The sequence below is a fragment of the Streptomyces sp. SolWspMP-5a-2 genome, from assembly GCF_900091845.1.
Lineage (GTDB): Bacteria > Actinomycetota > Actinomycetes > Streptomycetales > Streptomycetaceae > Streptomyces > Streptomyces doudnae.
In genome coordinates, this window is record NZ_FMCI01000104.1 from 1 (window position 1) to 26,791 (window position 26,791).

Consider the following 26,791-nt stretch of genomic DNA (forward strand, 5'->3'; position numbering starts at 1 on the left):
GGCGGGCCCGGGGGACACGGGCGGCGCGGGCCCCCAGCCGCGACACGTCACCCTCCGGCTCCGGGAACAGCTCGGTGTCCGTCACCCGCGTCTCGGGCCCGAACAGCGTGGAGAGGGCGGGCCTGGCCCGGCCCGTCTGGAGCGAGACGACCTCCCGCAGCACGCCCGTCAACTGCTCGCCCATCTCCTGCGCGGAGGCGAACCGCCGCGCCGGATCGGGGTCGGTGGCCCGCACCAGGAGCCGGTAGAACGACTCGTAGCGCCGGAACACCTCGATGTGCTCCGGGTCGGGCAGCGAGTCCGCGAAGACGTTGGTGTAGCCCTGGAAGTCGAAGGTCAGGACGGCCAGCGTGCGCGCCACCGTGTACAGGTCGGAGGCGACCGACGGGCCCACCTCGGCCACCTCGGGCGCCTGGTAGCCGACCGTGCCGTAGATCGCCGACATGTCGTCGTCCATGCGGCGCACCGCGCCCATGTCGATCAGCTTGAGCTGGTCCTCGGTCTGTATCGCGTTGTCGACCTTGAAGTCGCAGTACAGCAGGTTGCGGCTGTGCAGGTGCCCGAGCGCCTCCAGCGCCTCGATGCCGTACGCGCACGCCTGCTCCACCGGCAGCGGATCGCGCCGTCCCGCCTCCGTGCGGCGGGAGTTGGCGATCTCCTTCAGCGACTTGCCGCCCACGTACTCCATGACGATGTACCCGTCGAGGGAGCCGGTGCGCTGGTCGAGGTGCTCGACGAAGTTGTAGATCCGCACGATGTTGGCGTGCTCGATCTCGGCGAGGAAGCGCCGCTCGGAGATCGCCGCCTCCATCGCGTCCTGGTCGCCGGTGTCCAGCAGGCCCTTGAGGACCACCCAGCGGTCCGAGACGGCCCGGTCGACGGCGAGGTAGACCCAGCCGAGGCCGCCGTGCGCCAGACAGCCCGCCACCTCGTACTGGCCGTGCACCACGTCGCCGGACGCCAGCTTCGGCACGAACGAGTACGGGTGGCCGCACTTGGTGCAGAACCCCTCCGTGCGCCCCGCGTTGCCGCCGCGCGAACGCCCCACCGGGGCCGCGCAGTCGGAGCGCGAGCAGAACCGCTTGCGCTCGGGCACCTCCGGGTCGGCCAGGACCATCGCGCGCGGGTCCGGGCGCGGCACGTCCGGCACCTCGACCAGACCGGCGCCGAGCCGCCCCCGCGAACCGGTGCTCGTCCCCGAACCCGAACTGCGCACCGACACCGACCGGCCGGTGGAGCGCCCGGAGAGCGAGCGGGAGAGCCGCCCCGACACCGAGCGCCGGGACTTCGACGACTGCGACGTCCGCGACGACGTCCCCGAGCCGGTGCGGGTGCTCGCGCTGCCGGAGCCCCTGGCACCCACCGTCATACCGGTGGGCGGTGAGCCGACCATGCCGGTCGCGGACACCACGGGCGCCAACCCGCAGGTGTCGCAGTACAGTTCACCGCCGCCGACGTCCTCGTAGGCGCCCTCGCAGTCGGGCCGCTGACAGGGCTGACCTGCCTGGCTCATGACGTCTCCCCCCTACCGTTGCCCTCGCCGCCCCGGCCGGGCGCCCCCGGGCCGCCGAGGAGCTCCGCCGCCGCCCGCTGGTAGCGCAGGACCGCCTGCTCCGCCACCCGCAGATCGCAGGGGGCGCTCCACAACATCCGGCGGGCCGCGTCGTACCGCTCGATCAGGAACGGGTCCTCGGCCAGCCCGTGCCGGGTCACCTTCGCCCGGTACGCGTCGAGCCGCCCGCGCAGCTCGGCGCGGACCGCGAGCGGCGCCGTCACCTCCGTCAACGACGCCCGCGCCCGCAGCAGTTCGTCCTCCGCCTGCTGTTCCAGCGACTCCAGGAGCGGCGACAGACGGTGCCACTGGCCGTGCCTGCGGTACTCGGACGCCGCCGCCAACTGCTCCTGGAGCACGGTCGGCGGACCCCCGACCACCGGCACCTCGGTGGCCGCTATCTTCGCCAGCACCTCGCCGCGCGCGGTCCGCGCCTCGGCGAGCGTGCGGTCGGCGCGGCTGAGCACGTCCCGCAGCCGCACCAGCCGCTGCTCGGCGTCCTGCCGCACGGTCAGCACGGCGTCGATCTCCCGCCGCACCTCCTCCAGGGCGCGCGCCTCGCGGTCGTACACCGTGGTGTCGGGCCGCCCGCCGCCCGGCGCCGAACTCCCGGCCCTGGCCGTCCAGTACGCCAGCGGGTCCGACACCACCCGCTCGCGCAGGTCCGTCAGGGTGCGGGTGATGCGCTCCAGGTCGTCGCCCGCGGGGTGCTCGCCGGGGCGGACGCCCACCGAGTGGGCGAGGGTGCGGGTGCGCCGCAGCTCGGCGGCGAGCAGATCGATCCGGGCGGGCAGCGCCGACCAGACCGCGTCCGCGGCGACCACCAGGTCGAGGCCCGCCGCGTACAGGTCGTTCATCCGGTCCACCAGGGACTCCAGCGAGAACCGCTCGCTGAGCCGGGCCGGGGAGCCGGTGGTGGAACCGGCGACGGTGACCGACTCGCCGCGCAGCAGCTCCGTCAGCTCCACCAGGTCCTCGCGGCTCGACCAGCGGCGGCGGCCCCTGATCTCGCGGGCCGAGCGCAGGGCGGCGGTGTACGTGTCGAAGTACGCCCACAGCAGGGTGATCGCGGTGTCCGTGACCGCCCAGCGCTCCTTGGTGACCCCGGTCAGCTCGGCGCCTTCGAGGAGTCTGCGGCCCGCGTGGTCCTGGAGGGCGAGCAGGGACGTCTCGATCGCCTCGTGCTCCGCGCCGAGCCGCGCCAGCGCACGGTCCACCTCGTCCCGGTCCATCACCGGCCCGGCGGGGTCCGTGACGCCCATCGATCACCTCTCGCTGCTGTCGGTCCTGCGCTGTCCGTCCGGTCTCTTCCCCTGCCCGCGGAACGGGGTCCCGTCACCTGTAGTGCGCGGTGGGCGGGGTCGCCGACGCCGACTTCCGGCCGCCCTGGTCCATCGTCGGGTGCAGCCACCTGGTGTAGGACGCCCGCCAGCCGTCGGGGTCCTTGAGGTAGTCGCGCAGGGTCCGGTTGACCTGGCGCACCAGGTCGTCGGCGCCGCGCTTCATCGCCACGCCGTAGTACTCGTCGGTGAACAGGCCGCCCTTCAGCTCCACCGTGGGGTCCTGGGCGGCCTGGCTGGCGGCGAGCGCGCCGTCCGTGACGACCGCGTCGACCTCGCCGAGCTGGAGCTTCACCAGGCAGTCGAGCTGGTTGGGGACGGTCGTGCGGATGTCGGCGGAGGAGGGCAGCACCCCCGAGGCGCGGTCGGCGGTCAGCCGGTCGTGCGCGGTGGAGCCGTCCGCCGAGCAGATCCGCTTGCCGGCCAGCGGGGAGCCGTACCCGGTGATCGACGCGGCCTTGGGCGCGAGGACCTGCTGGCCCGTCCGGAAGTAGGGCGCCGAGAACGCGACGTCGCGCAGGCGCTCGCAGGAGATGGTCATGGTGCGCACGACCATGTCGACCTCGCCGCTCTGCACCGCCTCGATCCGGCGGCTGGTGGGGATGGCCTTGAACTGGACCGCGTCCGGGTCGCCGAGCAGGTCCTGCGCTATCCGGTGCACCAGATCGATGTCGAAGCCCTCCAGGGCGCCGCTCTCGTTGTTCGGGTCGAGGTAGCCCCAGCGGTAGCTGTTCTGGTCGACGCCCACGATCAGCCGCCGGTCCTTGCGGTCCTTGATGGCGTCCAGGGTCGGCGTCTTGCCGCCGCCTGCCGGGTTAAGGCTCTGGTCCTGCGGGTGGCAGTCCTCGGCGCGCGTCTGGACGCCCCGGGTGAGCGGGGAGCCGCCGTCCGCGCCGTCGGGGCCCGGCGGCTGGGTCAGGGGCAGCAGCAGCGCGCAGACGACCGCCAGCGCGCACAGCGCCGCCATCGCGCCCACCCCGCCCCATCCGCGCAGGCTGGAGCGGAGCCTGGCCCGCAGATGCCGTGCGTTCACCGACACGCCCCCTTCCACCTCGTTCACCGGTACTCCGACAGCCTGCGTCCGATGCCGAGCACCGCGCCCGCCGCGCCGAGCACCGCGAGGACCGCGGCGCCCGCCGGGAGGCCGGTCAGCGCGCCCCGGCCGTCGCGCGCGGCGCGCCTGAAGTCGTCCTGCTCGTGCGCGAGCGCCGTCCTGAGCGCCTTGTCGACGCTGTCGAAGCAGACGCTCGTCGGCTCGTCCGAGGCGCCGATGACCCGGTCCCTGGCCGCCTGGTAGTTGCCGGAGTCGTTGTCCGCGCGGGCCAGCGCGTGCCGCTGCCGCCACTGCTTCATGGCGGTGCCCGCGGCGGCGACCGGCGCGCGGCCCGCCTCGTCGTCGGCGAGGTCCCCGGCCTTCGCCAGGGACGCGGCCAGCCGGTCGATCTCCTTGTCGTAGCCCGCGTCGAAGGCGTCCACGACCTCGCCGCCGACCTTCGTGGTCTCCGCGCCCCGGCTGACCAGCACCAGGTTCTCGTCGCTGCGGGCGGTCAGGGACGCGATCCGGGCGTCGTGCAGGACGTCCAGGGAGCGCACCCCGTGGTCGTAGGAGCTGTCCAGCCCCGCGCGGGCGACGGTGTGCCCGACGACCAGCCACAGCAGCACCACCGCGGTGGTGACCGAGGCGGTGACCAGGCCGTGGTTGAAGACCCGGTTGGTGCGCAGGTAGACGCGCCGCTGCGCCCAGGCCAGCGCGGCGAGCGCGGCCAGGCCCAGCAGGACGGCGAGCCAGGGGAACGACTTCGCGTCCGCGTAGTCGGAGCGCAGCCGCCCGTTCTCGTTCTGGTAGAGGCGCTCGGCCGACGGCAGCATCTGCTGCTGCATGGTGTCGTCGGCGGTGCGCAGGTAGGCGCCGCCGACCGGGTAGCCCTGCCGGTTGTTGGCGCGGGCCGTCTCGACCAGGCCCTTGTACACCGGCAGCAGGTCGTTCAGCCGGGCGATGAGCTTCGCCGACGCGGAGCCGGGGTCGGAGTTGGCGGCGGCGGTGACGAGTTTCGACGCGGCCGTGCGGATGTCGTCCTCGTACCGCTGGCGCGTCTGCGGCTTCTCCTGGAGCCCGGCCAGATATCCGCTGGTGGCGGCCGTGTTGGCGTCCGCGAGGCTGCGGTAGATGTCGGCCGCGTCGGAGCTGAGCGGCTGGCTGCTGTGCAGGACGTCGTCGGCGGCGGTCGCGCGGTCCGTCAACTGCCAGGCGGTGACCGCGCCGAAGGCCACGACCAGCGCGGCCAGCAGGGCGCCGATGACCCGCAGCCTGCCGGGCTCGGTGGTGGCCGCCGCGCGCAGCCGGTCGGCGCCCTCGGCGAACGCCGTGCGGCGCGGCGGGGCGGGCGGTCCGTCCGGCACGGCGGGCGACGGACGGCCCTGCTGCGGCGGGACGGCCGGTACGGGGGGCACCCCGGTGGCCGGCGGTGCGCCGCTGCTTCTCGGCGTGTACGTCACTCTCGACCTCCCCCGTGGTCCTCCGTCGCCGCAAGTATCGCTGCCGGGGCCGACATCCGCACCGCTCCCGGCTGGATCTTGCCGGGACCGTGGTCCCGCGTCACCCCTGCCCATGTATACGCCAGGAGAATCCGGTTGGTTCCTGACGGGGGGCGCGCGGCGGGGGCGGGGGTGCGGGGGGACGTTCCCGGGGCCGCCGGGTGTGCGGGGCGGGGTGGGCGGACGGTTCTCCGGGGCCGCCCGTGCCGCCGGGCCTCCGCCCGTGCCGCCGGGCCTCCGCCCGTGCCGCTGGGCCTCCGCCCGTGCCGCCGGGCCTTCGTTCGCGTCGAACCGACCCGCCCCCCCGTGCCGGGGGTCAGTCGCCGGGCGAGGGTGTCGGCGGGCGGGTGGTGAAGAAACCGCGCAGCCTCTCCTGCGCCTCCCGGTCCGCCCCGATCGCGTCCAGGCCCAGCAGGGCCGCGCCCAGGACCGGGCTCGCCACCACCACCCGCGCGACCGCCTTCGGCGCCTTCGCCGCCAGCAACTCCCTGATCCCGTCGTCGAGTTGTGGATGCCGTGCGGCGAGGACCCCGCCGCCGAGCAGCACCGGGGTCTCCTCGGCGAGCAGGTCGAGGCGGGTGAGGGCGACGGTGGCCATGGCGACCACCTCCCGCGCCAGCCGGTCCACGATCGCGCGGGCGACCGGGTCGCCGCCCGCCGCCGTCGCGAACAGGACCGGGGTCAGTTCGTAGCGGCGGGCGTGGGCGATGTGCTCCAGGTGCAGGGCCTCGATGAGGGCCAGCATGGTGGGGTGCCCGAAGTGCGCGGGCAGGGCGCGGGCCAGCTCCGTCGCCTCGCCGCGGCCGTCCTCGGCGCGGGCCGCGTACCAGAGGGCCTCCTCGGCGAGGCCCCAACCGCCGCCCCAGTCACCGGAGATGCGGCCGATGGCGGGGAACCGCGCGGTGCGGCCGTCCGGGCGCATGCCGACGCAGTTGATGCCCGCGCCGCACACCACGGCGACCCCGCGCGGCTCGGGGACCCCGGCCCGCAGGAGCGCGAAGGTGTCGTTGCGGACCTCGACGGCGCCGCCCCAGCCGCGCGCGTCCAGCGCGGCGGCCAGCCGTTCCTCCTCCACCGGGAAGTCGGCGTTGGCGAGGCAGGCGGAGACCTGGTCGACGGCGCTCACCCCGGCGGCGGCGAAGGCCCGCTCCACCGCTTCGGCGACGGCGTCCACCGCGGAGCCCACCCCCACGGCCTGCGGGCGGAACCCGCCGCCGCGGGCGGTGGCCAGGACGGTGCCGTCGCCCGCCACCACCGCGACGTCGGTCTTGCTGTTGCCCGCGTCGACGGCGAGGACACGTGCGGTCAGGCCCACGCGAGGTGCTCCCGGTTGTGTGCGATCAGTCGGTCGGTCAGCCGCTCGGCGGTCGAGTACCGGCCGATCAGCGGGTGGGCGAGCAGCGCCTTGGACACCCGGTCACGGCCGCCGCGCAGGGCCGCGTCGAGGGCCAGGTCCTCGTAGGCGGTGACGTGGGCCGTCAGCCCCGCGTGGAGCGGGTCGACCGGCCGCACCGGCAGCGGCACCGCGCCCTCGGGCCCGACCGCGGCCTGCACCTCGACGACGGCGTCGGCGGGCAGGAAGGGCAGGGTGCCCCGGTTGAGGGTGTTGACCACCTGGTGCGGGCTGCCGCCCCCGCCGAGCAGCGCGGCGGCCAGGTCCACGGCGGCCTCCGAGTAGTAGGCGCCGCCGCGCCTGGCCAGCAGCTCCGGCTTCTCGTCGAGCGCGGGGTCGGCGTACATCTCCAGCAACTGCCGCTCCATCTCCGCGACTTCGGCGGCGCGCGACGGCTTGGTGCGCAGCTCGTCCACGACCTCGTCGTGCGCGTAGAAGTAGCGCAGGTAGTACGAGGGGACGACGCCGAGCCGGTCCAGGAGGGGGCGCGGCAGCCGCAGGTCGGCGGCGATCGCGTCGCCGTGCCCGGCCAGCAGCCGGGGCAGCACGTCCTCGCCGTCGGGTCCGCCGATCCGTACCCCGGTCTCCCAGGTGAGGTGGTTGAGCCCGACGTGGTCGAGGTGGATGTCGGCCGGGGCGACGTCCAGGAGGGCGGCGAACTTCCGCTGGAAGCCGATCGCCACGTTGCACAGGCCGACGGCCTTGTGACCGGCCCGCAGGAGGGCGCGGGTGACGATGCCGACCGGGTTGGTGAAGTCGATGATCCAGGCGTCGGGGTTGGCGCGGCGGACCCGTTCGGCGATGTCCAGGACGACCGGGACGGTGCGCAGCGCCTTGGCGAGGCCGCCCGCGCCGGTGGTCTCCTGGCCGACACAGCCGCACTCCAGCGGCCAGGTCTCGTCCCGCAGGCGGGCCGCCTGGCCGCCGACGCGGAGCTGGAGCAGCACCGCGTCGGCGCCCTCGACGCCTGCGTCCAGGTCGGACGTGGTGACGACGCGTCCCGGGTGGCCCTGCCGGGCGAAGATCCGCCGGGCCAGCCCGCCGACCAGCTCCAGACGGTCGGCGGCCGGGTCGACCAGCACGAGTTCCTCGACGGGCAGGGTGTCCCGCAACCGGGCGAACCCGTCCACGAGTTCGGGGGTGTAGGTCGAGCCTCCGCCGACCACGGTCAGTTTCATCGAGTGGTTAACCCTTCACTCCGGTGAGCGTGACACCTTCGACGAACGCCTTCTGGGCGAAGAAGAACACGAGGATCACGGGGGCCATGACCAGAACGGTGGCGGCCATGGTGAGGTTCCAGTCGGTGTGGTGCGCTCCCTTGAACGACTCCAGGCCGTAACTGAGCGTCCAGGCGCCCGGGTTCTCGGACGCGTAGATCTGCGGGCCGAAGTAGTCGTTCCAGGCGTAGAAGAACTGGAAGAGGGCGACGGCCGCGATGCCGGGCCTGGCCATCGGCAGCACCACGCGCAGCAGGGTGCGCAGGTCGCCGCAGCCGTCGACGCGGGCGGCGTCCAGATACTCGTCGGGGATGGTCATCAGGAACTGGCGCAGCAGGAAGATGGAGAACGCGTCGCCGAACGCCATCGGGATGATCAGCGGCCACAGGGTGCCGGACAGGTCGAGCTGCTTCGCCCAGAAGAGGTACATCGGGATGACGACGACCTGCGGCGGCAGCATCATCATCGAGATGACCAGCATCAGCGAGAGATTGCGGCCCCGGAAGCGGAACTTGGCGAGCGCGTAGGCCACCGGGATCGACGAGACGACGGTCAGGATCGTGCCGAGTCCCGCGTAGACGAGGGTGTTGCGCCACCAGGTGAGGAAGCCCGGAGTGTCCATGACCCGGCGGTAGTTGGACCACTCCCAGGTGTGCGGGACCAGGTCGCGGCTGAGTGCCTGGGCGTCGTCCATCAGCGAGGTGAGGAGCACGAACACGAACGGCAGGGTGAAGAACAGGGCCGCAGCGATGCCGAGGGCGTGCACCGCGATCCACTCCAGCAACGCCCGGCGGCGGGCGGTGCGTTCGGCGGGGGAGGCGGGGGAGGCGGGGGCGCCGCTCCGTCGCGTCGGCGGGTCGAGCAGTCGCGTCATGGTCAGCCACCTGCCTGGATGAGACCGCCCCGGCGCCGCATGAGGAGCGCGGTGAACGCCATCGACAGGGCGAAGAGGACGAGGGCGACGACACACGCGGAGCCGTAGTCGAAGCGCTGGAAGCCGAGGTTGTAGACGAGCTGGGGGAGGGTGAGTGTGGACTTGTCCGGGTAGCCGGGCTCGAACTGGGTGCCCGCGCCCTGGATCACGCCGGAGGCGACCTTCCCCGCGATCAGCGGCTGGGTGTAGTACTGCATGGCCTGGATGACGCCGGTGACCACCGCGAACATCACGATCGGCGCGATGTTGGGGAGCGTGACGTACCGGAACCGCTGCCGGGCGGAGGCACCGTCCAGCTCGGCGGCCTCGTACTGCTCGGTGGGGACGTCGAGCAGCGCGGCCATGAAGATGACCATCAGGTCGCCGATGCCCCACAGGGCGAGCAGGGTGAGGGCGGGCTTGGACCAGGTGGGGTCGTTGAACCAGCCCGGGGCGGGCAGGCCGACGTCGGCCAGGATCGAGTTGACGGGTCCTGTGCCGGGGTTGAGGAGGAAGGCGAACGCCATCGTCGCGGCCACCGGCGGCGCCAGGTAGGGCAGGTAGAAGAGGGTGCGGAAGACACCCGTCGCCGTTCTGATCCTGGTGATCAGCAGGCCGACGCCGAGCCCGAACAGCACCCGCAGCGTCACCGTCACCACGACCAGCCACAGGGTGTTGCGCAGCGCGGGCCAGAAGTAGGGGTAGTGCGCGAAGACGTAGCCCCAGTTCTTCGTCCCGCTCCAGACGGGCGGGGCGAAGCCGTCGTAGCGCATGAACGAGAAGTACACGGTGGACAGCAGCGGGTACGCGAAGAACACCGCGAAGCCGATCAGCCACGGCGACATGAAGGCTGCGGTGCGCAGCGCCGAGCGGCGCCGTTTCGACGCCAGGGTGGGAGTGCTCATCGCGGGCCTACCTCGCCTGCGCGATGTCCGTGTCGATCTGCGCGGCGGTCTTCTTCAGCGCCGCCTTCAGATCGGTGACCTTGCCGCTCTCGTAGTCGTAGCCGAGCTGCTGGACGGTGCTCAGGTAGACGCCGCCGTTGACGGAGGCGGGCGAGGTGGTCGAGCGGGGGTCGGCCGCGATGTCCAGGAACGTCTTGAAGCGCGGGTCGTACGTCAGCTTCGGGGACTTGAGGGCGGCCAGCGTCGAGGGCACGTTGTGCAGGTCGTTGGAGAAGCCGACCACCGCGTCGGTGTCCGTGGTCATGTACTTCACCAGTTCCCAGGCCGCGTTGCGCTTGTGGCTGGTGGACGCGATCCCGGCGATGGTGCCGGTGATGTAGCCCTTGCCGTACTGGTCGGCCTGGTCGTCGGGGACGGGCAGCGGGGCGACGCCTATCTCGAACGACGGCTTCGCCTCCAGGGCCATGCCGAGCCGCCACTCGCCGTCCAGCTGCATCGCCACCTGGCCGGTGTGGAAGGGGTGCTTGGGGCCCCACTCGTCGCCCAGCCGGGCGCGGTAGTCCTCCAGCCGCCGGAAGCCGCCGAGGTCGTCGACGAGCCCCTTCTGCATCCGGAAACCCGCCTCGAAGGCGGGGTCGGTGGCGAGCCGGGAGGCGCCGTCCTTGCCGAAGTAGGTCGGTGAGAACTGGGCGAAGTAGTGCTCGGTGGTGGTCTCCCAGCCGTGGTAGTCGGGCATGAAGCCGAGCTGCCGGTAGCCGTCCCCGTCGCGGACGGTCAGCTTCTCGGCGTCCTCGGCGAACTGCGACCAGGTCTTCGGGGGGCTGGTGATGCCCGCCTTCTCGAGCGCCGTCTTGTTGTAGTAGAGGCCGTATGCGTCCCCGAGCAGCGGCACCGTGCAGCGGTTGCCGTCGAAGCGGGTGTACTCGTTCATGGCCTTCGGGAACGTCTTCTGCGGGTCGATGCCGGACTTCTCGAAGAACGGGTCCAGGTCGACCAGGGCCCCCGACGAGCAGAACCTGCCGACGTTGTTGGTGGTGAACGACGAGATCACGTCCGGCGCCTTGCCGCCGCCGCTGCGCAGCGCCTGGTTGATCTTGTCGTCGGTCATGTTGCCGACGACGTTCACATGGATCTGGGGGTGCGCCTTCTCGAAGCCCGCGACCAGGGTGCGCACGGCCTTCACCTCGTTCGGCGCGCTCCAGGCGTGCCAGAAGTTGAGGGTCGTCTCCTGGGACGCGTCGTCGTCGCCCGCGGAGCCCGACTGGCCGGTGCAGGCGGTGGCGAGGAGGGCGAGCGAGGCGGAGGCGGCGAGCGCGACGGCCGCTTTCCGTGACAATCCGGGCATGGCGAGGTCTCCCAAGGGCAGGCTGGGGCGAGTGAGGTGGTGGTGCCAGGAGGTGCGGGAGGTGCGTGCGGTACGGGGTGCCGGGGTCGGGGGCGGGGCGGGTCAGCGGGAGGTGTCGAAGACCTCGTCGCGGGTGGTGGCGAGCGCGCTCTCCAACGCGCCGCGCAGCACGGGGTGTTCGGGTACCTCGCCGACGACGAGACGCGGCCGGGAGGCGGCCAGCTCGGCCAGTTCGGCCTGGACCAGGGCGCGCAGGGGTTCGCCGCCCGCGGTCAGCGCGGAGCCGCTGAGGACGACGAGTTCGGGGTCGAGGACGGAGACCAGCGAGGCGAGACCGGTGGCGAGGCGGGTCGCGTAGGTCTCCAGGAGCCGCCGGTGCGGGCCGTCCCCCTCGGTCGCGGCGGCGCGGGCCACCAGGGCGGCGGCGACCTGCGCGTACGGGCCCGACGGGATGTCCTCGACGCCCAGTTCGCGGGCGAGCGCGGGCAGCGCCTGGGAGCCCGCGAGTTCCTGGTAGCCGCCGCTGTTGGCCCGGGTGACCTGGCGCACCAGCGGCGCGCCGGGCACCGGCAGGAACCCGACCTCGCCCGCGCCGCCGGTCCAGCCCCGGTGCAGCCGTCCGCCGAGGACCAGGGCGGCGCCGAGGCCGCCCTCGTTCCACAGCAGCACGAAGTCGGCGTGGCCGCGGGCCGCGCCGAGCCGCTGCTCGGCCACCGCGACCAGGTTGACGTCGTTCTCGTACTCCACCGGCATCGGCAGCGCGGCGGCGAGTTCGTCGAGGAGGTTGGGCGCGTGCCAGCCCGGCAGGTGGGAGGCGTAGCGCAGCCGGCCGGTGGTGGGGTCGAAGGCGCCGGGGGTGCCGATGACCAGGCGGTGCACGTCGTCCCCGGTGAGCCCGGCGGCCTTGACGGCTCCGGCGAGCGCGTCGGTGACCTGCTGGACGACCGGCCGGTCGGGGCGGCGGCCCGGGGTGGGCAGTTCGAAGCGGCCGACGGTGCGGCCGGTGACGTCGGCGACGGCGGCCAGCACCCGCTCCGGGGAGACGTCGACGCCGGCCGCGTGGGCGGCGCCCGGATCGACCGCGTAGAGCTGGGCGTTGGGGCCGGGGCGGCCCTCGGTGGTGCCGGTCTGCAGCACCAGCCCCGCGGCCTCCAGGCGGGCCAGCAGTTGGGAGGCGGTCGGCTTGGAGAGGCCGGTGAGCTTGCCGATCCGGGTGCGGGAGAGCGGGCCGTGCTCCAGCAGCAGGTCCAGCGCGGCCCGGTCGTTCATGGCGCGCAGGACGCGCGGGGTGCCCGGCGTGCCGGCGGTTCCTGCCATGGGGGTCGACACCTGCCTTTCGACTGCTCAGCTTCTCAGGTACCCGGGAGCGGGGTCCACCCGCCGGGTGCCCCTCCCACCTACTGTTAGGAAAGTTTCCTATTGGCTGGAAGGGAACGTAAGCCCGGGGCGGAGGAGGCGTCAAGAGAGACCGCCCCCGAGGCAACCGGTTCGTTACCTGGGGGGCGGTGCGCGGCGGAGCGGTGTGAGGGCGGGGCGGCCCGGCGGTCCTACTTGCCGGCCGGGGGCGCCTGGGTGAGCGGGGTGGCCGCCTGGTGCTGCGGCGAGGCGGCGTTGGCGTACACCGAGGGGGCCGCGACCGCCGCCGTCGGATCGGGCGCCTCGTCCTCCTCCACCGCGGCCGTCGCGCCGCCCACGATGCGGATGTCGGCCGCGTCGAAGGCCCGCTTGATCCGCCAGCGCAGCTCGCGCTCCACGGTCAGCGCCTTGCCCGGCATGGTCTTCGCGGTGACCCGCACGACCATCGAGTCCAGCAGCACGCTGTCCAGGCCGAGGACCTCGATCGGGCCCCACAGCAGCTCGTTCCAGGGCTCCGCCTTGGTCATCTGCTCGGCGACCTCGTCCAGCGTCCTGCGCACCTTGTCCAGGTCCTCCGAGGCGCGCACGGTCACGTCGACACCGGCCGTCGCCCAGCCCTGCGAGAGGTTGCCGATCCGCTTGACCTCGCCGTTGCGGACGTACCAAATCTCCCCGTGGTCGCCGCGCAGCTTCGTCACCCGCAGCCCCACCTCGATGACCTCGCCCGAGGCCACCCCCGCGTCGATCGTGTCGCCGACGCCGTACTGGTCCTCCAGGATCATGAAGACGCCCGAGAGGAAGTCGGTGACGAGGTTGCGGGCGCCGAAACCGATCGCCACGCCCGCCACACCGGCCGACGCCAGCAGCGGAGCCAGGTCGATCCTGAAGGTGCTCATGATCATCAGCGCGGCGGTGCCCAGGATCAGGAACGACGCCACCGAGCGCAGCACCGAGCCGATCGCCTGCGAGCGCTGCCTGCGCCGCTCCACGTTCACCAGCAGCCCGCCGAGCGCCGTCCCGTCGACGGCCTGCGCGGTGCGGTTCATCCTGTCTATGAGCTTGGTGATCGCCCGCCGGACCACCGCTCTGAGCACGCCCGCGACCACCGCGATGAGCAGGATCTGCAGCCCGATCGCCAGCCACGTCGACCAGTTCTGCTCGACCCAGCTCGCCGCGTTCGTCGCGCTCTCCTGAGCGTCCTGGAACGTGGGGACCGTCCCCGCCGTCGACCCCGAGGGGGGCGGCGAGGGCGACGGCGACGAACCGGCGGTCGACAGGACGGCGGACAAGGACACGGCGGGTACCTCCAGGTACGGCACTGCCCCCCGGCAGGCGGTCAAGGTCACGGAAAGGTCACCGCGGGGCAGGGGCACCACACTAACGGGGCATCGTGTGGTGACCGTCCGGAGCCGGGAAGGAGAGACGGTGCTCACCTGCGACCGGGCGGCCCGGGGCACGCGCGGCACCCGTGATGTGGTCGAAAACACTCCCAGCCCGTTACCGGCAGATGGTGGCGCTTCGACCAGGCATGAGGGGAGACTGAACGCAGATCGTCCCGGCGCGAGCCACGTGCCGCCGACGCCCAAGGAGGCATCCGTGCCGCATGTCCTGGTCCTCAACGCGTCGTACGAGCCACTCGGCGTCGTACCGCTCCGCCGCGCGCTCATCCTCGTCCTGGAGAACAAGGCCGTGTGCCTGGAGGAGTCCGGCGCCTTCATGCACAGCGCGACCGTCACCGTCCCCGCACCGAGCGTGGTCCGGCTCAAGCGATTCGTGCGGGTGCCCTACCGGGGGCCCGTTCCGCTCACCCGCCGCGCGCTCTTCGCGCGGGACGGCGGCCGGTGCATGTACTGCGGTGGCGTCGCAACCAGCGTCGACCACGTCATCCCGCGCAGCCGCGGGGGACAGCACGTCTGGGACAACGTGGTGGCGTCCTGCCGCCGCTGCAACCACGTGAAGGCCGACCGGCACCTCTTCGAGATCGGCTGGCGGCTGCGCCACAAACCCGCTCCGCCCACCGGTCTGGCCTGGCGCATCATCGGGACCGGACATCGGGACCCGCGCTGGCTGCCGTACTTGCAGCCGTTCGGCGCGGACGACGCCCTGGCCCGGATCGACGGCATCTCAGCCTGAGACCCGGGCTTTCGCACATCCGGGGCCGGGCCGGGGCCGGGCCGGCCGGGGTCGGGGGTCGGTCCGGGGCCGGGTTGGGGTCGGGGGTCGGTGAGGCGTGCCCGCGTCCGGCGCGGGTGGTGCGCGGGGTGGGCTCGTGCGCGGCTCGGGCAGGGGTGCGGGGTGGGTGTGTGCGCGGGGTGGCGGGAGCGCGCCCGGCGTGCGCTGCCGCGCGCGAGGGGTGAGGGCCGGGCGGGCGGCGTCTTCGAGCACGTCCGCGCGTGCTCTGGCGGGCGCGGACGGTGAGGGTGTACACGACCGCCGGCACGAGCAGGGCCTCGCAGGGGAACAGCCCGGACCGAATGCCCTCTTTGTTGGACTCCGGATAGGTTGGTGTCGAACAGAATGTGACGAGAGGCACGATCTCGCGCCCGCGACGTCTGTCATGGCGCCCACGGGGTAGGGCTGCGATAACCCGCAGCCTGCTCGCCGTACTCGACAAGGAGGCCCCCGTGGCCGCACCGGCACACCTTCTGCTCCCGGCCCTCTCCAAACACGCGGCGCTCGCCGACCCCGACCTCGACGACCTCGTCGTCTTCAGCTCGGAGAGCGCCTGCATCGAGACCCCGCTCACCAGCGAACCCCCGCTGCCCGACGCCGAACCCCTCACCAGCGAGCCGCCGCTCGCCGACGCGACCCCCCTGACCAGCGAGTCCGCCGCCCCCGAGCCGGACGACACGAGGCCGTAGTGACGGGGCCGGGGCCGGTCGGGCCGCTCTCCGAGGACCTCACCCGGCTCGCCGAACTCCACGGCGTCGCCACCTCCTACCGCCCCTCCCCGGACCGCACGGTCCCCGCCTCCGCCACCGCCGTCACCCGCGCCCTGGCCGCCCTCGGCGTCGACGCGGCCACGCCCGGGGCCACCGCCGCCGCCCTCGCCGCCCGCGAACGGGAACTGGCCCTGCGCCTGCTGCCCCCACCGTCGTCCACTGGACCGGCGGCGACGCGCCGGGCCCGCCCGCCCTGGCCGCCCTCCCGCCCGGCACCCGCCTGCGCGTCCTCGCCGAGGACGGGACCGAGCACGCCTCCACCGCCACGCTCCCGCCCGGCGTCCACCACCTGACCGCCACCGCCCCCGACGGCCGGACCGGCGAGGCCCACCTCGTCGTCGCCCCGCCCCGGCTGCCCACCCCGGCCGGACGCTCCCACGGGCTCCTCGTCCAGCTCTACTCCCTCCTGTCCGGCCGCTCCTGGGGCATCGGCGACCTCGGCGACCTCGCCGAACTCGCCTCCTGGGCCGGACGCGACCTCGGCGCCGGATTCCTCCAGGTCAACCCGCTCCACGCGGCCGTACCCGGTACCCCGACCGACCCCTCCCCCTACCGCCCCTCCTCCCGGCGCTTCCCCGACCCGGTCTACCTCCGCGTCCAGGACGTCCCCGAGTACGCCGATCTCCGCGCCCCCGACCGCGTCCACGCCCTCCTCGACCGCGCCGACCGGCTCCGCGCCGCCGTCCTCACCGACGGCGCCCTGATCGACCGGGACGCGGTCTGGGCGGTCAAGCGCGACGCCCTCGAACTCGTCACCGCCGTCCCCCTCGGCCCCGGCCGCGCCGCCGCCTACGCCGCCTTCCTCGCCGACCAGGGCCAGGCCCTGGAGGACCACGCCACCTGGAACGCCCTCGCCGAGCTGCACGGCTCCGACTGGCGCCGCTGGCCCGCCGGCCTGCGCGACCCCCGCTCCGCGGAGACGGCCGCCGCCCGCCGCGACGCCGCCGACCGCGTCGAGTTCCACCGCCGTCTCGCCTGGCTCACCGACACCCAGCTCACCGCCGCCCAGCGCACCGCCCGCGAGGCCGGGATGGCCGTCGGGATCGTCCACGACCTCGCCGTCGGCGTGCACCCCGAAGGCGCCGACGCCTGGGCCCAGCAGGACTTCCTCGCCGCCGGGACCTCGGTCGGCGCGCCCCCGGACGCCTTCAACTCCCGCGGCCAGGACTGGGGCCTGCCGCCCTGGCGCCCCGACCGCCTCGCCGCGTCCGGCTACGCCCCCTACCGACGGCTGCTGCGCGCCCTGTTCCGCTCCGCGGGCGCCCTGCGCATCGACCACGTCATGGGCCTCTTCCGCCTCTGGTGGGTCCCCCAGGGCGAACCGCCCACCGAGGGCACCTACGTCCGCTACGACGCCGAGGCCATGCTCGCCGTCCTGGTCCTGGAGGCCGCCCGCGCCGGTGCCTTCGTCATCGGCGAGGACCTCGGCACCGTCGAGCCCGGGGTGCGGGAACGGCTGCGCGCCCGCGGCGTGCTCGGCACCTCCGTCCTCTGGTTCGAACGGGACTGGGAGGGCGACGGCGCGCCACTGCCCCCCGAGTCCTGGCGCGCGGACTGCCTCGCCACCGTCACCACCCACGACCTGCCGCCCACCGCCTCCCGGCTCACCGGCGAACACGTCGAACTCCGCGACCGGCTCGGCCTCTCCACCCGCCCCCTCGCCGTCGAACGCGCCGAGGCCGAGGCCGACATCGGGGAGTGGCTCGCCGTCCTCACCCGCCTCGGCCTGCTCGCCGCCGCCTCCCCGGGAGCCTCCCAGGAAGAGGCCGAGGTGCAGGCCGTCCACCGGTTCCTGCTGCGCACCCCCGCCAGCCTCGTCGGCGTCTGGCTCCCCGACGCGATCGGCGACCGCCGTCCGCAGAACCTCCCCGGCACCTCCGACGCGTACCCGAACTGGCGGCTGCCCGTCGCCGACCCGGCCGGCCGCCCCGTCACCCTGGAGGAACTGGCCGCCTCGCCCCGCCTGCACGCCCTGATGAAGGTGCTGCGCGGCGAGGCGTGAGCGGCCTCCCGCGCCCCGCGCACCCCGTACGGCACCCCCGGACGAGCGACCGTTCCCGGCGTTCGATACTTTTGGCACCGTGGACAACAAGAACGCCCTGCGCGCCGGCGCCCTGGCCGCCGGTACGACGCTGATGATGCTGCTGATGTCGTCCCCCGCGCTCGCGCTGACGCGTGACGACGGCGACGACCCGGGCCCGGGTCTGAGCGTCATCGAGACGCTCGGCCTCTACGTGCTCTGCCCGCTCGTCCTGTTCGCGGTCATCGCGGGTCTGGTGATCGTCCTGGACGGGTCGAAGGACCGCGAGCCGAAGACCAGGGCGAAGGCCTGACGACCGGCCCCACCCCACCCCCTTCCGACGGAGGGCGTCGTTCCGTAACCCCGCGCGCGAGTCGCCGCACGCGGACGGGACGACGCCCTCCGCCGCGTTCCGCACCCCCCGCGCGCGCCCGTCCCGCCGCATTCCGGGGTCCCTGCGTGCCACGGGCCCTCTCTTCCCGGGGCTACCTCTTCCCCGGTTCGCTGACGTTGTCGTCCGCCCGCCGACACCTGCGGTCGCGGGACTTCGGTCGGAGCGGTGCGGTTGATCCTCGCCGTGCGCCCGGTCAGGGGCTCGGCGCGGTCAGGTAGCGCTGGACCGTCGGGCCCAGCCACGCCACGATCTCCGCGCGGCTGAGTGCCACCGACGGCGGCAGCCGCAGCACGTACCGGGTCAGCGCGAACCCGAGGAGCTGCGACGCGACGAGCGCCGCCCTGGTCGCCACCTGCTCCGGGTCCGGACAGGTCTGCCGCGCCGCCGGAAGCAACTGCTCGCGGAACGTCGCCTGCATCCGCTCCGCCCCGGCCGGACCCGCCGACGCCACCCGCAGCATCGCCGTGAGCACGTCGCTCGACTCCCAGAGCCCGAACAGGTGCGACACCAGGGCCTCACCCACCTCGCCCCTGGGCAGCGTGCCGAGGTCGGGCAGCCGCAGGTCCACCGAGACGGCGGCGGCGAACAGGCCCTCCTTGCTGCCGTAGTAGCGCATCACCATCGACGGGTCGATCCGGGCGTCCCTGGCGATGGCGCGGATGGTGGCGCGCTCGTAGCCGTCGGCGGCGAAGCGCTCGCGGGCGGCGACGACGATCGCCTCCCGGGTGCTGTCGGAGCGGCGGCGGGGCGGGGGCTGGTCCGGCGGTGCGGCGGGGGTGGGGGTGGGGATGGGGGCCGAGGTCGAGGTGGGGGCGTCGGCGGGGGCGTCGGCGGGGGTGGGGGCAGCGGCGCGGGTGTGGGCAGGTGTGGGGGCGGGCTTTTCGGTCATGGTCGCGAGTTTAGGCCAACGGGTGTTGGCCAACGCTGGTTCGCCGACGTCCGTTGGCTGGGGGTGCTGGGTAACGGGGTGGGGCGACGTCGTTGGTTGGCGGTACTGGGTCAACGGGGGTGGGGCAGCGGCTCCCCCGCGGTGAGCCGCCGACAGTCCGCCCCCACCCCCGGCCCCCGCCCCCGCTCGCAAGCCAACACCCGTTTGCCAACACCCGTTGACTCCGCCGCGCGCACCCCGTATCGTCGTCAACGAGCGTTGGCAAACATCCGTTGGTGCGCGTCCGTCGCCCGCTCCCCCTCGCGGCGGCCGGTGCGGGCGCGTCGGCGTCAGGAGGCCCCTCATGGTCGGCACCGGCAACACCCTTCCCGTGATCGTCGTCGGCTCGGGACCCACCGGGCTCCTCCTGGCCGGTGACCTCGCCGTCGCGGGCGTCCCCGTCACCGTCCTGGAGAAGCGGCCCCACCAGGTCGACAACCTCTCCCGCGCCTTCGCCGTGCACGCCCGCACCCTGGAGCAGCTCGACGCCCGGGGGCTCGCCGACGAGCTGGAGGCGGTCGGGCAGCGTCTCGGCGCGCTGCGGCTCGTCGGCGGGCTCACCGTCCGGCTCGACACGCTGCCGTCGCGCTTCAACCACGTCCTCGTCACCCCGCAGTACGAGGTGGAGGGGGTGCTGGAGCGGTGGGCCGTGCGCTCGGGCGCCGCGTTCCGGTACGGGACCGAGGTGACGGGGCTGGTCCAGGACGCGGACGGCGTCACCGTCGACGTGCGCGGGCCCGGCGGGGAGCGGGAGCGGCTGCGGGCCCGGTATGTGGTCGGCACCGACGGGATCCGCAGCGTGGTGCGCCGGTCGGTGGGGCTGCCGTTCCCCGGGCGCTCGGCGATCCGCTCCGTGGTCCTCGCGGACGTGCGGCTGGCCGAACAGCCCCGGGAGCTGCTCACCGGCGACGCCGTCGGCGGGGCCTTTGCCTTCCTCGCCTCCTTCGGGGACGGCTACCACCGGGTCATCGGCTGGCGCGGCGACCGTGACGTCCCGGACAGCGAGCCCGTCGGCCTCGACGAGCTGCGGGAGATCGTCCGGCGGGTCTTCGGGACCGACTACGGCATGCACGACGTGCGCTGGATGTCCCGCTTCCATAGCGACGAGCGCCAGGCGCCCGCCTACCGGGTGGGCCGGGTGCTGCTCGCCGGGGACGCCGCCCATGTGCACACCCCGGCCGGGGGCCAGGGCATGAACACCGGGCTCCAGGACGCGGCCAACCTCGGCTGGAAGCTCGCCGCCGTGCTGCGCGGTCACGCGGACGACGGCCTGCTCGACAGCTACCAGGCCGAGCGGCACCCGGTCGGCAGGGCGGTCCTGCGCAGCAGCGGCGGCATCATCCGGCTCGCCAAGGCCCGCTACCCCTGGACCCTCGCGGCGGGCGCGGCGGTGATGCGCTGCCTCGCGTCCGCAGCCCCGGTCCGGCGCCGGGCGGTCGGCGAACTGAGCGGCATCGGGTACCGCTACCGCGCGCCCAGGGGCGCCCACCCGCTGACCGGACGGCGGGTGCCGGACGTCGCGTTGAGCACCGGACGTCTCCACGAGGCGCTGCGCGGCGGCCGGTTCGTCCTCGTCGTCCCGCCGGGGCCGCTGCCGCTGCGGGACCTCGATGCCCTCAAGGACCGTCTCGCGGTGACGAGTTGGGCGAGCGGGCGGCGGACCGCGCTGCTGGTGCGGCCCGACGGCTACGCGGCCTGGGCGTCGGACGGGGCGGGCGTCCAGGAGATCGGGGTGGCCGTCGCCGCGCACCTGGGGCGGACGGCCGTGGCCGCGGTCGGCTAACGGGCGCCCGGGGTTCCGGCGAGCAAGGTCCGCAGCAGGTCGGCCAGTTGGCCGACCTGTTCGTCGTCGAGGGCGGCCAGCGCGGTCGTCTGGGCGGCGAGACCGGCGCCGACCGCCTGGTCGATGAGCGCCAACCCCTCCGCCGTCAGGGTGACTTGCAGGCCCCGGCGGTCGTGCGGGTCGGGGGAGCGGCGCAGCAGCGCGGCCTTCTCCAGCTTGTCGAGACGGCCGGTCATGCCGCCGGTGGTGAGCATCAGAGTGGCCGAGAGCTGGCGCGGCGAGAGCGTGTACGGCTCGCCGGACCTGCGCAGCGCGGCGAGGACGTCGAACTCGCCGCGGGCGATGCCGAACGGGGTGTACGCCTCCTCCATGTCGTCGCCCATCGCACGGGCCAGCCGGAAGATCCGTCCGAAGACCTCCATCGCCCGGGTGTCGAGGTCCGGCCGCACGGCCGACCACTGCTCGATGATCGCGTCGATGGAGTCGCCGCTGTGTCCGCTCATGCGGTGAGTATCCGACGGTGTCGGCTTGCCCGCAAGAAAGTGGCTTGACGGTAAGTAGCTTAGCGCTAAGCTATCTCCGTGCTCGTCCGCCGCGGGCGCCCGCGTCCGAGAGAGGCACCCGCCATGAAACGGTCGGCGACCGTCCTGCTCACCGCCCTCGCCCCGGTCTCCTGGGGCACCACCTACGCGGTCACCACCGGGTTCCTCCCGCAGGACCGCCCCCTGTTCACCGCGCTCACCAGGGCACTGCCCGCGGGTCTCGCTCTGCTCGCGCTCGCCCGGGTGCTGCCGCGCGGCGCCTGGTGGTGGCGGTCCGCCGTGCTCGGCGCCCTCAACATCGGCGCGTTCTTCCCGCTGCTGTTCCTGTCCGCGTACCGGCTGCCCGGCGGGACGGCGGCGGTCGTCGGGTCGGTCGGCCCGCTGCTGGTGATCGGGCTGTCGGCGCTGCTGCTCGGGCGGCGGCCGACGGCGCGGGCGCTGGTCGCGGGGGTGGTGGCCGCGTTCGGCGTCAGCCTCGTCGTGCTGCGGGCGGCCGGGGCGCTGGACGCCGTCGGCGTGCTGGCCGCGCTCGCCTCGACCGCGTCGATGTCCACCGGCACGGTGCTCACCCAGAAGTGGGGCCGTCCCGAGGGCGTGGGGCCGCTCGCGCTCACCGGCTGGCAGCTCACCGCGGGCGGCCTGCTGATCGCCCCGCTCGCTCTCCTGGCCGAGGGCGCCCCGCCCGCGCTCGACGCCGGTGCCGTCGGCGGCTACCTGTACCTCGCCCTCGCCAACACCGCCGTCGCGTACTGGCTCTGGTTCCGCGGCATCGGACAGCTCACCGCGACCCAGGTCACCTTCCTCGGCCCGCTCTCCCCGCTGACCGCGGCGATCGTCGGCTGGGCGGCCCTGGACGAGACCCTCACCCCGCTCCAACTGACCGGCATGGCCCTGGCGTTCGGCGCGACCGTGGCGGGACAACTGGGACGGAGCGGGAGCGGGAGCGGGAACAGGGGGAGAGCGGGAGCGGGAGCGGTGGCGGGGGAGGGGCACGGCGATGGGCGCGCGGGCCCGCTCGACCGGCGGGACACGGACGGCCCCCGACGGCACCCTGACCACACGCCCCCCACCGAGCACCTGACCACCTGACCGCCCGCCCACCGACCAGCTCACCGGCCGACCAGCTCACCGGCCCCCCGGGCTGCGCCCCCGGACTGCCCCCAACACACAAGGGCGCCCGGTGCCACAGGCACCGGGCGCCCTGCCCTGCTCGCGTCGCTCATGTCACCGTCACGGCACCACGCCACCACGGCGCCGCGATCGCGCCCCCGTGTCGCGCGGCCCGCGCGCTCGGGCTACGCGTGCCGCGCGTCCGCCTCCTGGGCCCGCAGCGCGCGCTCCACACCCGCGCGGGACTCCGAGACGAGCCGGCGCAGGGCCGCGCTCGGCTCGGCGGAGGCCAGCCAGGCGTCCGTGCGGTCCAGCGTCTCCTGGGAGACCTGCACCCCCGGGTACAGACCGACCGCGATCTGCTGCGCCATCTCGTGCGAACGGGCGTCCCACGCGTCCTTCAGGACCTCGAAGTACCGCTCCGTGTACGGCGCGAGCAGCTCCCGCTGGTCGGTCTGGACGAAGCCGCCGATGACGGACTCCTGCACCGCGTTGGGCAGCTTGTCCGACTCCACCACCGACGCCCAGGCCTCCGCCTTGGCCTCCGCGGTCGGCCGGGCCGCGCGGGCGCTGGCCGCGTGCCGCTCACCGGCGGCCGTGCGGTCGCGCTCGTACTCGGCGGCGATCTCCGCCTCGTCGAACCGGCCCACCGCCGCCAGCCGCTCCACCAGCGTCCAGCGCAGGTCCGTGTCGACGGTCAGGCCCTCGACGGTCTGCGCGCCGTCCAGCAGGGCCTCCAGCAGGTCGAGCTGCTCGGGGGTGCGGGCCGTCGCCGCGAACGCCCGCGCCCACGCGAGCTGGTGGTCGCCGCCGGCCTCCGCCGCCCGCAGGTGCGCCAGCGTGGCGTCCGTCCAGCGGGTCAGCAGCGCCTCGCGGGCGTTGGGGTCGGCGTACAGCTCGATGGCGAGCTTCACCTGCCGCTGCAGGGACTGCACGACGCCGATGTCCGACTCCTTGCCGATGCCGGACAGCACCAGCGACAGGTAGTCCCGGGTGGCCAGTTCGGCGTCCCGGGTCATGTCCCACGCCGACGCCCAGCACAGCGCGCGCGGCAGCGAGGACTCGAAGTCGCCCAGGTGCTCGGTGACGAAGGCGAGCGACGCCTCGTCGAGCCGGACCTTGGCGTACGACAGGTCGTCGTCGTTGAGCAGGACGACGTCCGGGCGGCGGCTGCCGACGAGCTGCGGGACGGCCGTCAGCTCGCCGTCGACGTCCAGTTCGACGCGCTCGCCGCGCACCAGCCTGCCGGTCGCCTCGTCGAGGTCGTACAGGCCGACCGCGACCCGGTGCGGGCGCAGGGTCGGCTCGCCCTTGGCGCCCGCGGGCAGCGCCGGGGCCTCCTGGCGGATCGCGAACGCGGTGACGACACCGTCGGCGTCGGTCTCGATCACCGGGCGCAGGATGTTGATGCCCGCGGTCTCCAGCCACTTCTTCGACCAGGTCTTCAGGTCACGTCCGGAGGTCTCCTCCAGGGCGCCCAGCAGGTCGGAGAGGCGGGTGTTGCCGAAGGCGTGGCGCTTGAAGTACGCCTGGACGCCCGCGAAGAACTCGTCCATGCCGACGTACGCCACGAGCTGCTTGAGGACGCTGGCGCCCTTGGCGTAGGTGATGCCGTCGAAGTTGACGAGGACGTCGTCCAGGTCGCCGATCTCCGCCATGATCGGGTGCGTGGACGGCAGTTGGTCCTGCCGGTAGGCCCACGTCTTCATGGAGTTGGCGAACGTCGTCCACGAGTGCGGCCAGCGCGAGTCGGGGTGGTGGGCCTGGCAGGCGATGGACGTGTAGGTGGCGAACGACTCGTTCAGCCACAGGTCGTTCCACCACTCCATGGTGACCAGGTCGCCGAACCACATGTGGGCCAGCTCGTGGAGGATCGTCTCGGCGCGCAGCTCGTACGACGCGTCGGTCACCTTCGAGCGGAACACGTACTGGTCGCGGATGGTGACCGCGCCCGCGTTCTCCATCGCGCCCGCGTTGAACTCCGGCACGAAGAGCTGGTCGTACTTGCCGAACGGGTACGCGTAGTCGAACTTCTCCTGGAACCACTCGAAGCCCTGCCGGGTCACCTCGAAGACGGCGTCGGAGTCGAGGTGTTCGGCGAGCGAGGGGCGGCAGTAGATGCCCAGCGGCACCGACTGGCCGTCCTTCTCGTAGACGCTGTGCACCGAGTGGTACGGGCCGACGATCAGGGCGGTGATGTACGTCGAGATGCGCGGCGTCGGCTCGAAGACCCAGACGTCGTCGCGGGGTTCGGGGGTCGGCGAGTTGGAGACGACGGTCCAGCCGCCCGGCGCCTTCACCGTGAACTGGAAGGTCGCCTTGAGGTCGGGCTGCTCGAAGGAGGCGAAGACCCGGCGGGCGTCCGGCACCTCGAACTGCGTGTACAGGTAGGCCTGGTCGTCGACCGGGTCGACGAACCGGTGCAGGCCCTCACCGGTGTTGGTGTACGCGCAGTCCGCGACCACCCGCAGCACGTTCGGGCCCTGCGGCAGACCGGACAGCGCGATCCGGGAGTCCTGGAAGACCTCGGCCGGGGCGAGCGGGTCGCGGTTCAGGACCACCTCGTGGACGGCCGGGGCGACCAGGTCGATGAAGGTCTCGCCGCCGCCCTCCGCGACGTCGAAGCGCACCGTGGTCGTGGACCTGTAGGTCCCGCCCTCCTGCGCCCCCGAGAGGTCGAGATCGATCTCGTACGAGTCAACGGTCAGCAGCTTCGCCCGCTGCCGCGCCTCTTCGCGAGTCAGGTTTGTGCCAGGCACGCGGTCATCTCCTCGTTATGTGTGGGTTGCGCCATCCTTCCACGCGAGCCGCGCCGATGGCGATGTCCGGAACCCGCCGGTGCCGGGGACGGCCCCGGGCCACCGTGGAGCCATGACCACCTACACCGCGCGACCTGTCCCGCCCGAGGTCCTGGCGGAGCTGCGGGCCGCCGACGACGCGGGCCGCCCCGCGACCGCCGTCACCGATCAGGAGGGCGGGGCGCCGCTGCGCTGCTGCCTGCGCCGCAGCCGCCCGGGGGAGCGGATCGCGCTGGTCGCGTACGCGCCGCTGCACCGCTGGGCGGCGGCGACCGGCGCCGGCCCGGGCGCCTACGACGAGCGGGGCCCGGTCTTCGTCCACGCCGACCCCTGCCCCGGACCCGACCCCGCGCGCGACGCCGGCTACCCGTTCCCCGGCGCCCACCGCACGGTCCGCCGGTACGCGGCCGACGGCCGCATCCTGGGCGGCGCGCTGGTCGCCGCCGTCGACGACGAGGCCCTGCGGAACGCGTTCGACGACCCGTCCGTGGCACTGGTCCACGTCCGGGCCGTCGAGTACGGCTGCTTCCTCTACGAGGTGCGCCGGGCCTAGGGCGTGTCTGACCATTTACGTCTGCCTCGCGGCACCATGCACGCACTCCCGCCGGGCGCGCGGGTCCTGGGCCCGGCGTGCCCGCCGCGGGTCAGCCGACCCGGGCCTTCAGCTCCGCCGCCACCAGCTCCGCGATCTGCACCGCGTTCAGGGCCGCGCCCTTGCGCAGGTTGTCGTTGGAGACGAACAGGGCGAGACCGTGCTCGACCGTCTCGTCGGCGCGGATCCGGCCCACGTAGGACGGGTCCTGACCGGCCGCCTGGAGCGGGGTGGGGATGTCGGAGAGGGCCACGCCCGGGGCGCCGGACAGCAGCTCCGTGGCGCGCTCGGGGGAGATCGGGCGGGCGAAACGGGCGTTGATCTGGAGCGAGTGCCCGGAGAAGACCGGCACGCGCACGCAGGTGCCGGAGACCTTCAGCTCCGGGATCTCCAGGATCTTGCGGGACTCGTTGCGGAGCTTCTGCTCCTCGTCCGTCTCGTTGAGGCCGTCGTCCACCACGCTGCCCGCGAGCGGCACCACGTTGAAGGCGATGGGGCGCTGGTAGACGGCGGGCTCGGGGAAGTCGGCCGCGGAGCCGTCGTGGGTCAGCTTGTCCGCGTCGGCGATCACCTTCTGCGCCTGCCCGTGCAGCTCGGCCACGCCCGCGAGGCCCGAGCCGGACACCGCCTGGTAGGTGGCGACGACCAGCGCTTCGAGGCCCGCCTCGGCGTGCAGCGGGCGCAGCACCGGCATCGCGGCCATCGTCGTGCAGTTCGGGTTGGCGATGATGCCCTTGGGGCGGTCGGTGATGGCGTGCGGGTTCACCTCGGAGACCACCAGCGGCACCTGGGGGTCCTTGCGCCAGGCGGACGAGTTGTCGATCACCACGGGGCCCTGCGCGGCGACCTTCTCGGCCAGCGCGCGGGAGGTCGCGCCGCCCGCCGAGAACAGCACGATGTCGAGGCCCGCGTAGTCGGCGGTCGCCGCGTCCTCCACCGTCACGCCGTCCAGGACCGTCCCCGCCGAGCGGGCCGAGGCGAACAGGCGCAGCTCGGTGACCGGGAAGTCCCGCTCCACCAGGATCCTGCGCATGACCGTGCCGACCTGACCGGTGGCTCCGACGATTCCGACCCTCACGGCGACTCCTTCGTGGTGTTCCAGCTCATGTTTCCTGCAAGTCTGCGG

At 73.8% G+C, this 26,791-nt stretch carries 21 protein-coding genes and 1 pseudogene; 7 read left to right on the forward strand and 15 right to left on the reverse strand.

From position 1 onward, the window contains the following. From GA0115242_RS09855 to GA0115242_RS09905, 11 genes are all read right to left on the reverse strand, one after another. Nucleotides 1-1,513, reverse strand: a 1,513-nt coding sequence (locus GA0115242_RS09855) for a serine/threonine protein kinase (protein ID WP_161353072.1), incomplete at its 3' end; no start/stop codon positions are given. Next, nucleotides 1,510-2,814, reverse strand: coding sequence for a hypothetical protein (locus tag GA0115242_RS09860; RefSeq protein ID WP_093826686.1), 1,305 nt, complete (start codon nucleotides 2,812-2,814; stop codon nucleotides 1,510-1,512). The genes GA0115242_RS09860 and GA0115242_RS09855, both read right to left, overlap by 4 nt. Before the next feature lie 73 nt (nucleotides 2,815-2,887). Further along, nucleotides 2,888-3,859 carry a glutamate ABC transporter substrate-binding protein gene (locus GA0115242_RS09865; protein ID WP_093826749.1) on the reverse strand — a complete coding sequence of 324 codons (972 nt, stop codon included), beginning with the start codon at nucleotides 3,857-3,859 and terminating at the stop codon, nucleotides 2,888-2,890. 89 nt (nucleotides 3,860-3,948) lie between these two features. Continuing rightward, nucleotides 3,949-5,388, reverse strand: a complete 1,440-nt coding sequence (locus GA0115242_RS09870) for a hypothetical protein (RefSeq protein ID WP_093826688.1) — start codon at nucleotides 5,386-5,388, stop codon at nucleotides 3,949-3,951. Between the two features lie 355 nt (nucleotides 5,389-5,743). After that, on the reverse strand, nucleotides 5,744-6,742 hold the full coding sequence (locus GA0115242_RS09875) for an N-acetylglucosamine kinase (protein ID WP_093826690.1): 999 nt from the start codon (nucleotides 6,740-6,742) through the stop codon (nucleotides 5,744-5,746). After that, entirely contained in the window at nucleotides 6,733-7,998 is a 1,266-nt protein-coding gene (locus tag GA0115242_RS09880) for a 6-phospho-beta-glucosidase (protein ID WP_093826692.1), read from the reverse strand. Before GA0115242_RS09880 ends, GA0115242_RS09875 begins: the two co-directional genes overlap by 10 nt. 7 nt (nucleotides 7,999-8,005) lie before the next feature. Next, a complete protein-coding gene (locus GA0115242_RS09885; RefSeq protein ID WP_093826694.1) occupies nucleotides 8,006-8,911 on the reverse strand; it encodes a carbohydrate ABC transporter permease in 906 nt (301 codons plus the stop codon). A 2-nt stretch (nucleotides 8,912-8,913) separates the two neighbouring features. Next, a complete protein-coding gene (locus tag GA0115242_RS09890; RefSeq protein ID WP_093826696.1) occupies nucleotides 8,914-9,855 on the reverse strand; it encodes a carbohydrate ABC transporter permease in 942 nt (313 codons plus the stop codon). A gap of 7 nt (nucleotides 9,856-9,862) precedes the next feature. Further along, nucleotides 9,863-11,200 carry an ABC transporter substrate-binding protein gene (locus GA0115242_RS09895; RefSeq protein ID WP_093826698.1) on the reverse strand — a complete coding sequence of 446 codons (1,338 nt, stop codon included), beginning with the start codon at nucleotides 11,198-11,200 and terminating at the stop codon, nucleotides 9,863-9,865. Between the two features lie 102 nt (nucleotides 11,201-11,302). Next, a complete protein-coding gene (locus GA0115242_RS09900; RefSeq protein ID WP_093826700.1) occupies nucleotides 11,303-12,517 on the reverse strand; it encodes an ROK family transcriptional regulator in 1,215 nt (404 codons plus the stop codon). 230 nt (nucleotides 12,518-12,747) lie between these two features. Then, complete coding sequence (locus GA0115242_RS09905) at nucleotides 12,748-13,851, reverse strand: mechanosensitive ion channel family protein (protein WP_161353075.1); 1,104 nt, start codon at nucleotides 13,849-13,851, stop codon at nucleotides 12,748-12,750. Nucleotides 13,852-14,152: 301 nt separating this feature from the next. Here GA0115242_RS09905 and GA0115242_RS09910 point away from each other — a divergent pair, with 301 nt between their 5' ends. The 4 genes and pseudogenes from GA0115242_RS09910 (at nucleotide 14,153) to GA0115242_RS09925 (ending at nucleotide 17,831) form a co-directional block, all read left to right on the forward strand. Then, nucleotides 14,153-14,689, forward strand: a complete 537-nt coding sequence (locus tag GA0115242_RS09910; RefSeq protein WP_093826704.1) for an HNH endonuclease — start codon at nucleotides 14,153-14,155, stop codon at nucleotides 14,687-14,689. A gap of 491 nt (nucleotides 14,690-15,180) precedes the next feature. Continuing rightward, nucleotides 15,181-15,417 (forward strand): hypothetical protein, encoded by a 237-nt coding sequence (locus GA0115242_RS09915; RefSeq protein ID WP_093826707.1) that lies wholly within the window; start codon nucleotides 15,181-15,183, stop codon nucleotides 15,415-15,417. Further along, nucleotides 15,417-17,500, forward strand: a pseudogene (gene malQ / locus GA0115242_RS09920) (4-alpha-glucanotransferase). Before GA0115242_RS09915 ends, malQ begins: the two are co-directional and overlap by 1 nt. Nucleotides 17,501-17,579: 79 nt before the next feature. Next, nucleotides 17,580-17,831, forward strand: a complete 252-nt coding sequence (locus GA0115242_RS09925; RefSeq protein ID WP_093826709.1) for a hypothetical protein — start codon at nucleotides 17,580-17,582, stop codon at nucleotides 17,829-17,831. Nucleotides 17,832-18,105: 274 nt separating this feature from the next. Here the strand turns inward: GA0115242_RS09925 and GA0115242_RS09930 are convergent, their stop codons facing one another. Next, entirely contained in the window at nucleotides 18,106-18,801 is a 696-nt protein-coding gene (locus GA0115242_RS09930; protein WP_093826711.1) for a TetR/AcrR family transcriptional regulator, read from the reverse strand. A gap of 343 nt (nucleotides 18,802-19,144) precedes the next feature. Here GA0115242_RS09930 and GA0115242_RS09935 point away from each other — a divergent pair, with 343 nt between their 5' ends. Then, a complete protein-coding gene (locus GA0115242_RS09935) occupies nucleotides 19,145-20,623 on the forward strand; it encodes an FAD-dependent monooxygenase (protein WP_093826713.1) in 1,479 nt (492 codons plus the stop codon). On the opposite strand, the gene GA0115242_RS09940 is transcribed toward GA0115242_RS09935, so the two are convergent. Then, on the reverse strand, nucleotides 20,620-21,126 hold the full coding sequence (locus GA0115242_RS09940; protein ID WP_093826715.1) for a MarR family winged helix-turn-helix transcriptional regulator: 507 nt from the start codon (nucleotides 21,124-21,126) through the stop codon (nucleotides 20,620-20,622). The two genes, GA0115242_RS09935 and GA0115242_RS09940, sit on opposite strands and share 4 nt — an antisense overlap. A gap of 123 nt (nucleotides 21,127-21,249) precedes the next feature. Here GA0115242_RS09940 and GA0115242_RS09945 point away from each other — a divergent pair, with 123 nt between their 5' ends. Then, nucleotides 21,250-22,254, forward strand: a complete 1,005-nt coding sequence (locus GA0115242_RS09945) for an EamA family transporter (RefSeq protein WP_093826717.1) — start codon at nucleotides 21,250-21,252, stop codon at nucleotides 22,252-22,254. 206 nt (nucleotides 22,255-22,460) lie between these two features. Here the strand turns inward: GA0115242_RS09945 and pepN are convergent, their stop codons facing one another. Continuing rightward, nucleotides 22,461-25,034, reverse strand: coding sequence for an aminopeptidase N (gene pepN, locus GA0115242_RS09950; RefSeq protein ID WP_093826719.1), 2,574 nt, complete (start codon nucleotides 25,032-25,034; stop codon nucleotides 22,461-22,463). A 112-nt stretch (nucleotides 25,035-25,146) separates the two neighbouring features. Here pepN and GA0115242_RS09955 point away from each other — a divergent pair, with 112 nt between their 5' ends. Beyond that, nucleotides 25,147-25,626, forward strand: a complete 480-nt coding sequence (locus tag GA0115242_RS09955) for a DUF1203 domain-containing protein (RefSeq protein ID WP_093826721.1) — start codon at nucleotides 25,147-25,149, stop codon at nucleotides 25,624-25,626. A gap of 91 nt (nucleotides 25,627-25,717) precedes the next feature. Here the strand turns inward: GA0115242_RS09955 and GA0115242_RS09960 are convergent, their stop codons facing one another. Beyond that, nucleotides 25,718-26,743 (reverse strand): aspartate-semialdehyde dehydrogenase, encoded by a 1,026-nt coding sequence (locus GA0115242_RS09960; RefSeq protein WP_093826723.1) that lies wholly within the window; start codon nucleotides 26,741-26,743, stop codon nucleotides 25,718-25,720. Nucleotides 26,744-26,791 lie beyond the last annotated feature (48 nt).